Source organism: Parasphingorhabdus sp. (assembly GCF_039939955.1).
Lineage (GTDB): Bacteria > Pseudomonadota > Alphaproteobacteria > Sphingomonadales > Sphingomonadaceae > Parasphingorhabdus.
Window position 1 is genome coordinate 1 of the sequence record NZ_JBDVHS010000006.1, and the last position, 12,383, is coordinate 12,383.

Consider the following 12,383-nt stretch of genomic DNA (forward strand, 5'->3'; position numbering starts at 1 on the left):
AGTTGCAGGGAATGCCGCCCATATTATAATGGACCGTCGGCACAACCGGCAGTGCTTCCCGTGTCAGGTCGACACCAGCAAAAATCTTACCGGTTTCAGTGATGCCGGGCAGCCGTTCGGCAAGCACTTCGGGCGCGATATGGTCGAGATGGAGATAGATATGATCCTTCTCCGGTCCGCCGCCGCGGCCTTCGCGAATTTCTGTGGCCATGCAGCGCGAAACAACATCACGGCTGGCAAGATCCTTGGCGCTTGGCGCATAGCGTTCCATGAAACGCTCGCCTTCGCTGTTGGTCAGATATCCGCCTTCGCCGCGCGCGCCTTCGGTAATCAGCACGCCCGCGCCATAAATACCGGTCGGGTGAAACTGGACAAATTCCATGTCCTGCAATGGCAGACCCGCGCGCAGCACCATGCCGCCACCGTCACCGGTGCAGGTATGGGCGGACGTCGCGCTGAAATAGCAGCGCCCGGAACCGCCGGTGGCCAGCACCACAGCATGGCTGCGGAACCGGTGGATGGAACCATCTTCCATGCAAATAGCGATCACACCGCGACATTCGCCGTCTTCCATGATCAGGTCGATGGCGAAATATTCGATGAAGAAATCCGCGTCATATTTCAGGCTCTGCTGATAAAGCGCGTGCAGCATGGCGTGGCCGGTACGGTCGGCAGCGGCACAGGTGCGCTGGACCGGAGGCCCCTCGCCCATATTCTGCATATGGCCACCGAAGGGACGCTGATAGATCGTGCCGTCTTCGTTGCGCGAGAAAGGCACGCCAGCATGTTCCAGTTCGTAAACCGCCTGAGGCGCTTCGCGCACCAGATATTCGATCGCGTCCTGATCGCCGAGCCAGTCGGAGCCCTTGACCGTATCATACATATGCCACTGCCAGTGATCGGGCGTATTATTGCCCAGCGAAGCGGCGATTCCGCCCTGTGCTGCAACAGTGTGCGAGCGGGTCGGGAAAACCTTGGTAATGCAGGCCGTTTTCAGGCCTGATTCCGCTGCGCCCATGGTCGCGCGCAGACCGGAGCCTCCGGCGCCGACAACCACGGTGTCATAGCTATGGTCGATGATCTTATAGGCTGGCTGGGTGGATGTATCAGTCATTATGCGGCCACTCCGGTAAAGGCTATTTTCGCGACCGAGAAAATTCCCAGAGCCGCGCCGCCGATGGCGAAAAAGTTGAGCAGGACGATCAGGCCAAATTTGACGCCATGATCAGGAACATAATCCTCGATCAACACCTGCAGGCCAAGCCGCAAGTGCCAGAATATGCTAACCAGCATCAGGATCATCGGTACGGCGACCAATGGTGAGGAAAGCCATTCGACCAGCAATGCGTGATCGAAATTCGGCAGCCGGACCAGCGAGAAAACCAGCCACAGTGCGAGCAGCAAGTTGCTCACTGCGGTCACCCGCTGCACTATCCAGTGATGCGCGCCTTCTTGCGCCGATCCGAGGCCGCGTACCCGGCCGATATTGGTTCCTGAACCCATGTTCCGATTCCTAATCTATAGAATATTCTTGGAAGCGATGTAGAGCCACATCGCGCCGGTGGTGATGATTGCGGCCAAAGGCACAGCAACCGACCACATTTTATTGGTCTGCAACTCATAACCCGCACCGGCATCCATGACGAAATGGCGCAGACCTGAATACATATGTTCGAAAAAGGCAAAGCTCATGCCGACAAGCACAATATAGCCAGCATAGTAGAAGTTGAACCAACTCAGAAAATATTCGTAGCTCTCTGGCCCAGCCGAAATCGCGTAGAGCCACCAAACCAGCAATGGTATGCCAACCAGAGCCATTGCATCACCGGTTATACGGTGAAGGATAGAGACCAGCATTGCTGGGCCCCATTTATAAACCTGCAAATGCGGCGATAGCGGCCTTGATGGTGATCCCGGTGCCTGAGCCATTATTTTCCCCTGACCAATTGCTCCAAATATGCGGAGTCTTTCACGTCGATGCGGTCTCTTAGCGAAAAGCATCGGCCATGCAAACCAGATGGGCGGCCTTTGACGCATTTTGTTAGTCCAAGCGGTCCAACGACCGTTTCATCCCGCGAAAAGAGGATCATCAATGGACCTTTTCTTCAACCCACACTAACCAAACCACATGGCAGATAGAAAGAAACATATATTGGTAACCGGGGCCAGTCGCGGAATTGGCAAGGCAATCGTCGAATCACTAAATTCGGACGATGCTGTGGTGATCGGTCAAAGCACAGCAGGCGACAACGGCCTGATCGCTTCCGATTTTTCTGAACAAGGCGCGGCATCGAGGCTCTGGGAAGAGGCACTTGCGCGTCTGGATGGCCGGATAGATGTTCTGATCAACAATGCCGGCCTGTTCCAGCCCAATCCGCTCTCCGCCCATGACTGGCTGGAAAGCTGGAACCGGACCATGACGATCAACCTGACGACCTCTGCCGAGCTATGCCGTCTCGCGGTCCTCCATTTTCAGGAGCGCGATCAACCGGGCCGGATTATCAATATCGCGAGCCGCGCGGCCTATCGCGGCGATAGTCCCGACCACTGGCATTATGCCGCGTCCAAAGGCGGTATGGTCGCAATGACCAAAAGCATCGCGCGCGGCTATGCGGCGCAAGAGATATTGGCCTTTGCCATTTGTCCCGGTTTCACCATGACCGGCATGGCGGAAGACTACCTGGAAAGCCGCGGCGGTGATAAATTGCTGGCCGACATTCCACTCGGCCGGGTAGCCCAACCCGAAGAAATAGCGTCCATCGCCCGTTATTGCGCCCTCGATGCCCCGCCAAGCATGACCGGAGCCGTGCTCGACGCCAATGGTGCGAGCTTTGTACGATGATTGCCCGGGAACATCTGGACACAGCATCAATACCCGGCGGCGATGAGCTCAAACTATTTCGTCGCGCGCTGAAAGGTGCAGATGAATATTCGATCATGCTCGGCCGCATCGAATTGATGAACAGCCGACTGAGCGGCTCGGAGCAAGCCCTAGCCACCCTCACCTGCGAGCGATTGTCGGTCAAAAATCCGCGTCTGCTGATCGGCGGCTATGGCATGGGCTTTACCTTGCGCGCGGCCTTGTCGGTCCTGCCACCACAGGCCCGTGTCGAAGTGGCCGAGTTGATTCCCGCGATCGTGAAATGGGCGCGTGGCCCGATGGCGGCACTGTCGCAAAATTCCCTCCAAGATAGCCGCGTGACCATCACAGTCGACGATGTATGCGATGTCATCGACAAGGCCGACCGCGAATATGATGCCATTTTGCTGGATGTCGACAATGGTCCCGATGGCCTGACCCATGAAGCCAATGACCGGCTTTATAGCATGGCGGGTCTGGCGAAAGCCAAGACGGCACTGCGATCCAACGGCATATTGGCGGTCTGGTCCAGCGAAGGCGATGCGAAGTTCACAGCGCGCCTGCGTAAATCCGGCTTTGCGGTCGACGAAAAGACCGTAGCAGCCCGCAGCAACGGCAAAGGTGCAAAACATACGATATGGTTCGCACAGAAAAGATAGGGTCACGACGCTAGCAAAAGACCGCAAGCTCCGCTAACGGCTCCCCATGCTCAATTTCAGCAATATAACTGTGCGTCTTGGCGGCACCGTCATCCTAGAAGGTGCGACAGCCGCACTGCCTCCCGGTGCACGCGTCGGGATGATCGGCCGCAATGGCGCTGGCAAATCAACCTTGATGAAGGTGATTGCCGGTATGCTCGAGCCCGATGACGGCAGTGTCGATATCCCCAAGGACGCAAGACTTGGCTATATTGCCCAGGAAGCCCCTGCCGGACAGGATAGTCCCTTGGACACGGTGCTGGCGGCTGATGTAGAGCGCGCAACATTGCTGCAGGAAGCGGAAACCGCGACAGACCCGCACCGGATCGGCGAAATTCACGAACGGTTGAACATGATCGAGGCCCATAGCGCACCGGCGCGGGCGGCCAAGATTCTGATCGGCCTTGGTTTTGACGAAGCGGCACAAACACAACCGATGGACAGTTTCTCCGGTGGTTGGCGAATGCGCGTGGCGCTCGCAGCCCTGCTGTTCTCGCAGCCAGAAATTCTGCTACTCGATGAGCCGTCAAACCACCTTGATCTGGAAGCGACCCTATGGCTGGAAAATTTCCTGACCAGCTATCAGGCAACGATATTGGTGATCAGCCACGAACGCGACCTGCTTAACAATGTCGTGGATCATATCCTCCATCTGCAACATGGGACAACGACCCTCTATCCCGGTGGCTATGACGCGTTTGAGAAACAGCGGGCTGAACGACAGGCCCAACTGGCTTCTGCCCGCGAGAAACAGATTGCCCAGCGCGAAAAGCTGGAATCCTTCGTGTCCCGCTGGGGCGCAAAAGCGCATAGCGCCAAACAAGCACAAAGCCGCGTCAAAGCGCTCTCACGCATGGAACCGATTGCCGCAGCGATTGATGATCCCTCGCTCAGCTTTCATTTTCCAAGCCCGGCAGAGTTGAAACCGCCACTGATCACGCTGGATGATGCCTCGGTCGGCTATGGCGACAATATCATCCTGTCTGGCCTCAACATGCGCTTGGACCCGGATGATCGTACGGCGCTGCTCGGACGCAATGGTAATGGCAAGACCACCCTCGCCCGTCTGCTCGCCAGCCAGTTGGCCCCCAAAAAGGGATCAATCAACAAATCGGGCAAACTGACCGTTGGCTATTTTACCCAATATCAGGTCGAGGAGCTGGATACCGCGGACACGCCGCTGGAGCATATGACCCGCCTGATGAAGGACGCGAAACCGGGTGCCGTGCGCGCGCAGCTGGGACGCTTCGGTTTTTCGGGTGACAAAGCGACAATCAAGGTTGGCAAGCTGTCTGGCGGCGAACGCGCGCGGCTGGCCCTCGCGATGATCACGCGGGACGCACCGCATCTGCTTATCCTCGATGAGCCAACCAACCATCTCGACGTCGACGCCCGAGAAGCGCTGGTACATGCTCTTAATGAATATAGCGGTGCCGTCATCTTGGTCAGCCATGATCGCCATATGTTGGAACTGACCGCCGATCGCCTGGTGATGGTGGATAGCGGCAAGGCCCAAGAATTCTCCGGATCACTCAAGGATTACACCGATTTCGTTCTCGGCAGAAACCAACCCAGCGCATCATCGTCCAAAGCCAGCGGCGGCAATCGCAAGGAAGAACGCCGCGCCGCAGCGGAACGGCGCAAGCAGCAAACCGAATTGCGCAAAACCGTCACCGCTTCTGAAAAAGCAATGCAGACATTGGGCACGCAGTTGTCAGCGATTGACCGCGCGATGTTTGACCCTGCGTCGGCCGAACCCGACCATGCCGGCCTAAAGATGACTGACTTGATGAAATTGCGCGCCGACACGCAGGACAAGCTCGACAAAGCCGAAGCCCAGTGGATGGACGCCAGCGATCAGCTGGAACGGGAAAGTGCCAATGCTTGATAGGACCAGCAGTTGACCCAAAGTTGGAAGGTCTCTCTCCCCTGCACGCGCGCCGAGGCGCAGATGCTGACGGAAGACCAACTGTTTGTTGCCTCCAGCGATTCCATACCGACGATTGCCACCAGCGAAATAGACACAAGTCGTCCAGATGATTGGATGATTGATGTCTATTGCCAAACCAAACCCACTTCAGAATTTATAGAAAATCTACTGCAACTCTCACCCTCGACAGAGAAGTCTGGTTACCAACCCGTTGTCGAAAAGCTGGGAGACGAGGATTGGGTGACCATGAGCCAGCAAGGCCTTGAGCCGCTGCGCGCCGGACGTTTCCATGTTCACACGTCCCAGGACGAGCCATCTTCTGATCGAAAACTGATCAATATCTGCATCGATGCCGGGCAGGCCTTTGGCACCGGTCATCACGAGACTACGATGGGCTGTTTGAATAGTCTGGATCGGCTGAAGCGGACCGGCCACCGGTTCCGGAACATTGCTGATGTTGGAACGGGAACGGGCCTATTGGCTTTTGCCGCCCATCATCTCTGGCCAAATGCAAAGATCATCGCCAGCGACATTGATCCCATTGCGGTGACCGTCACCGAATCCAACGCCCAGTTAAACGCAATCGAACAAGGCAACGGCCGCAGCCATATCCGACTCGTTCAGAGCAATGGTCTGGATCATCCGGCGCTCAAACAACGCGCGCCTTTTGATCTGATCATCGCCAATATACTCGCGGGACCTCTTGTATCGCTTGCTCCACAAATAGCGGCGGGTGCCAGCCCCGGAACAGTGCTCCTGTTGGCCGGGTTGTTGACCCGCCAAAAGCCAGATGTTGTGCGCGCCTATGTTCGGGGAGGTTTCCGCCTCAAGCACAGCCATCTCGAAAATGAATGGCCGTGCCTAACCTTGGTCAAATCCAGAAAATATGGCTGGATCCGCAAACCGCATAAGAAGAAGTCACCGTTAGCTTCTGATTATTTCGGGGAGTGCTGAACTTTGTGTTCCGCACCGGATGATCAAATCATTTAATCAGACGACAGCAGCATCACCGGCTTGTGATTGGGCATAAGCCTGCGTCCCTATGGTCAGCAACTCATCCCCATCCACAATATCAGCGATTTTGATATCGGGCAAACCAGCGATTTTCTCATAGACCGGCTTAAAGTCCGTCTCGACCGTCACCCGCAACAGCTCGTCGAGACCGGGAATGACAAAATAATTCTGCTGATAATCATCGATCCGATATTCGCTACGCAAAACCCGTTCGAGATCGAACATGATCCGGTTGGGGCTGGGATCGTCGAGCGCAAAGACGCTCTCACCGTAGCTGGAGACGATACCCGCGCCATAGATGCGCAGGCCTTCTGCTTCCTGAATTAGACCGAATTCCACGGTATACCAATATAGCCGTGCCAGCTGTTTCAGCGTACCGAATTTCAGAGCCCGCAATCCACCGCGACCATAAGCGGCCATATAGTCTCCAAACCGTTTATCCGCGAGCATTGGTACATGGCCGAACACATCGTGGAAAATATCCGGTTCCTGCAGGTAGTCCAGCTGATCGCGCTGCCGGATAAAATTGCCCGAGACAAAGCGCCGGTTAGCGAGATGATCAAAAAACACGTCATCGGGCACCAGGCCGGGCACCGCCACGACCTGCCAACCGGTGGCGTCCATCAATATCCGGTTGAGCTCTTCAAAGTCAGGAATACCCGGCTGCGACAGATGTAATATATCGATACCGTCGAGAAACGCCTGAGCCGCCCTGCCCGGCAGCATTTTCTGCTGTCTTGCGAACAAAATATCCCACGTCTCATGATCTTCGGCGGAATAGCTTTGCCAGTCCTGATCAATGGTCCAGTCAGCATTTGCGTGTGCTGGCGGCTTGTCATAGACATGGTTGTCTGGATCGGGGGATGTCAACATTTCCGTATCTTACAGCAGAAAAGGTTTCGATGGCAACTTTAGTGCGGAAATGGTTGAGACGCATTGTTTGCGCGCTGGGAGCGATGGTCGCGCTCTATCTTCTTGCCGCTCTGGTCGGCAGCCTTCTACCGGCCAATTCGGATTGGCAAAGTCCGGATGATGGTGTCGAACTGTTTATAGAAACCAATGGCATACACACCGGTATCGTCATGCCACTATGGAGCGATATCCATGACTGGACGCCGTTGATCCGGCCCGAACATCTTGCGGACCCGGCGCGCTACGGCAGTCATATTTTGGTCGGCTGGGGTCATGAAGGCGTCTATCGCAATACTCAAAAATGGAGCGATCTACGGCCAAGTGACGCCATAAGTGCAATTTTTGGCAGCGAAGATGTCCTTATCCACATCTATCACCTGAACTATCCACAGGCTTATCCTCATTATCGCCGGAGCCTGAAAGTCAGTGAGACCGAATATCGCACAATCGCGGCGGCCATTGAAGCCAAATTTCTGCTCGACGAACACGGCCGCCCACAACCGTCACCGGGCTATGGCCAGTCCGACCTATTCTATCAATCACACGGCCGATATAGCGCGTTCCACACTTGCAACAGCTGGACCAGCGATGTCCTCCGACAGGCCGGCATTCGCACCGGGCTTTGGACTCCATTTCAAAGGGGTGTGATGCGCTGGCTGCCCGAAACCGCAGAATAGCTATTGGCTGGCGAGCATTCTCTTCAAACCGGCGCGATCTGTAATCGTTACGAAGCCATATCCCGGCTCGATCAGACCAGCGGCCTGCAATTTGGTCAGGGCCTTACCCAATGACACACGCGAAACACCCAATAGATCCGCCAAATCCTGTTGGATCGCAATAACCTCGGCTCCATTGTCCTGATTGCCGCACAGCTGGAGCAGCGCCTGCGCCAGTCTTTGTGGAACCGAGAGACTTCGACTGGATTCGACCAGGTTGATCGCTTCCTGCACGGTGAGCGCCATCGTCTTGAGCAGCAACCTTACCATCACCGGATTCGATTCCATCAGACTCTGCAGCTCGCCGTCGCCAATTTTGATCAGGGAGCAATCTGTACCGGCAATCGCATCCACAGTCCTCGGAAACTCGCCCATGAACGCCAGTTCGCCAAATGTGTCGCCTGCACCAATCAACGAAAATAAAGTCAATCGCCCGTCGATGCCATAGCGACCGATTTGTACCGATCCCCGCTCAATATACCAGAATTCACGCGCCAAATCACCGCGCTGCTGGATGATCTGCCCTCTCTCGAAAGATCGCCGCTGACCACGCGCTAACAAGTCCGCGCGCAGCTGTTCGGGAAGTCCCTTGATGAAGCCGGTTCCGGCCAACGGGGCGGCATCGTTCATGAAAATCTTCCAGAATGATAACTTGTTTGCATTTACATGTGCATACATCCGCTATCCAATATTCGCAAGCCACCCTCTCGGAGAGAAATTATGCGGCCTGAAGTTATGGCGATAACGGCAATCTTCCTTCTTTTCGGACTGTTGGAATTTTTCCGGACCAATCTGTTTCACAAGTCGGAACAAACACGCGATGATGCTTTTGTCGAAATCATCGGTTCGTTCCTGCTGCTGGTCGTCACCCAACCCTTTATCATCATAGCGGCGCAATATATACTCGGCGCGTTCGCCCCTCAGTGGGAGGGCGCTCTGCTGGGCATTCCGTTGATCGCAGCGATCGGTTTGTTTCTAATTTTTGACGATATGATGCAATATTGGTGGCACCGGCTTTCACACAGCGTCCCCATTCTCTACAATCTACACCGGTCGCATCATAATGCCCGCTATATGAGCGTGCGCTTGGTCTACCGGAACAATATTTTCTATTATCTCACCATGCCCAGCATCTGGTTCTCCGGTGCGCTGATCTATCTCGGGCTTGGCTGGGTCTATGTTGGCTATATCATTTGCAAGATGGCCATCATCATTGGCGCACATAGCGATGTCGCATGGGATGAGCCCCTCTATAAAATCAAATGGCTTTCCCCGGTCATGTGGGTCGTGGAACGCACGATATCGACACCCGCAACACACCACGCCCATCATGGCCGGCACCTGAGCGACGGAGTGACCAATTATAAGGGCAATTTCGGCAATCTACTGTTCTTCTGGGACGTGTTGTTTGGAACCGCCAAGATCACCCGCCGCTATCCCGACAGCTATGGTGTTGAAAATCTAGCACCGGCAACTTTAGGGCAACAACTGGCTTGGCCGATCTTTCCAGAGAATAAGGAAGGCGGACATGGCGTGAGGGAATTGGCCGCGATCGAGGCCGCTGCAAAAACTTGAAACAAAGCTTCTTGGGGGAGAGGTTCGGCGGTCGCTCGCGTTGCGTATGAACGGCCGCCGTACTTCAAGAAGGGAACCAGTCCAGTTTGCCCCTTCGCTATTTGCGTTCCGATGGAGGGCGCTGGCTAATCGGCGGTAGATTGCCGATCATTCCATCCGGTCGGGCCGCCGCCAGCATTCTCTGATAGGCGGGCCGGGACTGCATTTTCTCTTTCCAAGCTGCGATATTCGGAAATTTTTTGGTTTCGACGAGGTTCAGTCCGGTTGCCACGTTGAGCGGAAAGAGCATCATGATATCGGCCGCTGAAAATTCAGCGCCCCCGAAATAGGGGTTTTTCGCGAGATAATTTTCCGAAAACTGCACCACCGCTTCACTGTCGACAAGCCGGGATCTAACCGTCGGTGGATTGGTCCGCCATGCACGATAATCGCTGAACAAGCGGGCCGAGAGCGAACCCTCCGCATAATGCATCCACATCAGATATTCCGGATAATATTCACTGTCCCGCGCCGGTCCCAATTTGCCTGGTGCATAGCGGTTCAAAATGGTTTCAATGATCGCGCCGGATTCCACCAGAATCTGGTCACCGATCACCACCGTGGGCACCATCGGCATTTCATGCCCCAAGGCATGCACCTTGGCCATGGATGCGGCCAAATTCCCGCGCACATATTCAAGCTCATAGGGAAGTCCCAATTCTTCCATCAACCAGACAACCCGCTCCGAACGACGGCCCTCGAGATGATAGATGGTCACATCCGGCATCGGCATGGCTGCAATTTGAGCGGGTTCTGACTGTGCCTGAGCCAATTGCGGTACAGCGAATGCGGCAGCTACAAGCGCCAAGCTGGCAGTGGTGATACGAAGCATTTCATTTTCCTCCCTTATGCCCGACCCGATTATTTTTTGGTGAGCCGTAACGTTGTAAAAATCATTGTCAGCGGCAGACCTGCCGGATCGGACCTTGCCCGGCAATGGTTATTTTGAGGAGTGATTTTCCTGTGTCGAGTTTAGGCCTGCAATCGCTGATGGACCAGGCTCTACCAGTTTACATTTCTTCAAATTTCCGCTTGTCGGAATAACTTAATCAGTGCAGGTGGTTGTGATTACGGGATTTTGGGAAAAGCCAACGACGGGTTTTTTGTTTGGCTATTCTTAAAAACCACCCAGATATGAGCGCTACAGCGCCGACGGGGAGGATGATTGACAGAAGCTTTGGCGTCCAGTGCGCCCATCAAAAAACCGTCATTCTGGACGAAAACGGCTTATGGATTTGGTTCCGCTGCTTATGGCACCAAGGACGCCGGTCTCAAGTATTTCCTCCTGCTATTCTATTCCCAAGTCATCGGAGTGGACGCCCGTCTGGTAAGCTTGGCCATTCTGATCGCCTTGATTTTCGATGCAATCAGCGATCCAATCGTCGGCTACTGGTCAGACAATTTTCGGTCAAAATGGGGGCGAAGACATCCCTTCATGTACGCTGCGGCCATTCCCGTCGCCTTGAGCTATTATTTCATTTGGACACCGCCGGAAGGCTGGAGCGATCAGGCTTTGTTCTGGTATATTGTCATATTGGCCATCACCATCCGCACGTTCATAACGATTTATGAGACACCAAGCACCGCACTCGCCCCTGAACTCACCGACGATTATGACGAACGCAGCAACATCTTGAGCTTCCGCCATTTCTTTGGATGGTCCGGCGGTAATGCCATGACCGTCATCGCCTTCTCGTTCATTTTTCCAGCCTTTGTGACCGTCGCGATCACAAATGGGCAGTTTAACCGGGATGCCTATGCCTTTTATGGGCTGATTGGATCACTGGTAATATTCACTGCCATTTTGATCTCCGCCCTGGGCACACATCATTACATACCCAAGCTGCGAAAAGCCGAACCGAAACGTGACATGACGTTAAGGAAAATTTTCACCGAAATTTATCAAACGGTTTCTAGCCCTTCTTTCTTCGCACTATTCCTTGCATCGTTGGTCGCGTTCATCGCCAGCGGCCTGACGGCTGGTTTGATCCTATATTTCTCCACCTTTTTCTGGGAATTTACTGCCGAACAAATCGGAATGATAACATTGGGCGTTTTCTTTGCGGCTTTTTCCGGGGGAATATTGGCCCCTATCGTAACGCGAAAGCTGGGAAAGAAACGCGGCGCGCTGATCGTTGGCCTGGCGGCCTTTATCGGGGTCCCGCTACCAATATTCTTGCGATTAATTGACGTGCTTCCCGAAAATGGAACACCAGAGATATTCTGGTTCGTTTTGATCACCAATACAATCGATACTGCGCTTATCGTATGTTATCAAATCCTCGCCGCATCCATGATGGCTGATCTGGTCGAGCAAGGCGAAGCAAAAACCGGAAAACGCTCCGAAGGTCTGTTTTTCGCGGCAGGCACGTTCATGCGGAAATTTGGCGAAGGCTTTGGTATCGTCATTGCGGGCTTCGTTCTATCCATCGCCGGCGTGGCCACCGGAGCGACGCAGGGCGAACTATCTGATGAAACCTTGTGGAAACTTGGTGCGATCTACGTTCCGACAGTCTTGGTATTATTTGCCACCGTCCTGACGATCATCAGCTTCTATAAAATTGATCGGAACACGCACGAAGAAACGCTGAAAGAACTGGCAGCGCGCAAAAGTGATACGCCATAAGCTTTGACTAGCC

Annotated in this window: 13 protein-coding genes; 7 read left to right on the forward strand and 6 right to left on the reverse strand. The window is 54.6% G+C overall.

The features are described from left to right. The 3 genes from ABJG22_RS11190 to sdhC form a co-directional block, all read right to left on the reverse strand. Positions 1–1,114 (reverse strand): FAD-binding protein (locus tag ABJG22_RS11190; protein ID WP_348020357.1); only part of this gene is annotated, 1,114 nt, incomplete at its 3' end. Continuing rightward, positions 1,114–1,503, reverse strand: a complete 390-nt coding sequence (sdhD, locus tag ABJG22_RS11195; protein WP_348020358.1) for a succinate dehydrogenase, hydrophobic membrane anchor protein — start codon at positions 1,501–1,503, stop codon at positions 1,114–1,116. The genes sdhD and ABJG22_RS11190, both read right to left, overlap by 1 nt. A 15-nt stretch (positions 1,504–1,518) precedes the next feature. Further along, positions 1,519–1,929: a succinate dehydrogenase, cytochrome b556 subunit gene (sdhC, locus tag ABJG22_RS11200; protein WP_348020359.1), complete on the reverse strand. Its 411-nt coding sequence runs from the start codon at positions 1,927–1,929 to the stop codon at positions 1,519–1,521. Between the two features lie 199 nt (positions 1,930–2,128). Between sdhC and ABJG22_RS11205 the strand changes: the two genes are divergently transcribed. The 4 genes from ABJG22_RS11205 to ABJG22_RS11220 are packed head-to-tail and all read left to right on the forward strand — an operon-like array spanning position 2,129 to position 6,442. Next, positions 2,129–2,842 (forward strand): SDR family oxidoreductase, encoded by a 714-nt coding sequence (locus ABJG22_RS11205; protein WP_348020360.1) that lies wholly within the window; start codon positions 2,129–2,131, stop codon positions 2,840–2,842. Next, the gene (locus ABJG22_RS11210) at positions 2,839–3,519 is read left to right on the forward strand and encodes a spermidine synthase (RefSeq protein ID WP_348020361.1); all 681 of its coding nucleotides are present in this window, start codon (positions 2,839–2,841) and stop codon (positions 3,517–3,519) included. The genes ABJG22_RS11205 and ABJG22_RS11210 overlap by 4 nt, the downstream gene beginning before the upstream one ends. A 46-nt stretch (positions 3,520–3,565) precedes the next feature. Further along, positions 3,566–5,446 carry an ABC-F family ATP-binding cassette domain-containing protein gene (locus tag ABJG22_RS11215; protein ID WP_348020362.1) on the forward strand — a complete coding sequence of 627 codons (1,881 nt, stop codon included), beginning with the start codon at positions 3,566–3,568 and terminating at the stop codon, positions 5,444–5,446. 12 nt (positions 5,447–5,458) lie between these two features. Beyond that, on the forward strand, positions 5,459–6,442 hold the full coding sequence (locus ABJG22_RS11220; protein WP_348020363.1) for a 50S ribosomal protein L11 methyltransferase: 984 nt from the start codon (positions 5,459–5,461) through the stop codon (positions 6,440–6,442). A 36-nt stretch (positions 6,443–6,478) separates the two neighbouring features. On the opposite strand, the gene phhA is transcribed toward ABJG22_RS11220, so the two are convergent. After that, entirely contained in the window at positions 6,479–7,375 is an 897-nt protein-coding gene (gene phhA, locus ABJG22_RS11225) for a phenylalanine 4-monooxygenase (RefSeq protein WP_348020364.1), read from the reverse strand. A 41-nt stretch (positions 7,376–7,416) separates the two neighbouring features. Here phhA and ABJG22_RS11230 point away from each other — a divergent pair, with 41 nt between their 5' ends. Continuing rightward, positions 7,417–8,091: a TIGR02117 family protein gene (locus ABJG22_RS11230; protein ID WP_348020365.1), complete on the forward strand. Its 675-nt coding sequence runs from the start codon at positions 7,417–7,419 to the stop codon at positions 8,089–8,091. Here the strand turns inward: ABJG22_RS11230 and ABJG22_RS11235 are convergent, their stop codons facing one another. Continuing rightward, entirely contained in the window at positions 8,092–8,760 is a 669-nt protein-coding gene (locus tag ABJG22_RS11235; RefSeq protein ID WP_348020366.1) for a Crp/Fnr family transcriptional regulator, read from the reverse strand. 90 nt (positions 8,761–8,850) lie between these two features. On the opposite strand from ABJG22_RS11235, the gene ABJG22_RS11240 reads away from it, so the two are divergent. Then, complete coding sequence (locus ABJG22_RS11240) at positions 8,851–9,705, forward strand: sterol desaturase family protein (RefSeq protein WP_348020367.1); 855 nt, start codon at positions 8,851–8,853, stop codon at positions 9,703–9,705. Between the two features lie 97 nt (positions 9,706–9,802). Here the strand turns inward: ABJG22_RS11240 and ABJG22_RS11245 are convergent, their stop codons facing one another. Next, a complete protein-coding gene (locus tag ABJG22_RS11245) occupies positions 9,803–10,576 on the reverse strand; it encodes a glutathione S-transferase (RefSeq protein ID WP_348020368.1) in 774 nt (257 codons plus the stop codon). A 333-nt stretch (positions 10,577–10,909) separates the two neighbouring features. Between ABJG22_RS11245 and ABJG22_RS11250 the strand changes: the two genes are divergently transcribed. Further along, positions 10,910–12,370: an MFS transporter gene (locus tag ABJG22_RS11250; RefSeq protein ID WP_348020369.1), complete on the forward strand. Its 1,461-nt coding sequence runs from the start codon at positions 10,910–10,912 to the stop codon at positions 12,368–12,370. The last annotated feature ends 13 nt before the right edge of the window (positions 12,371–12,383 follow it).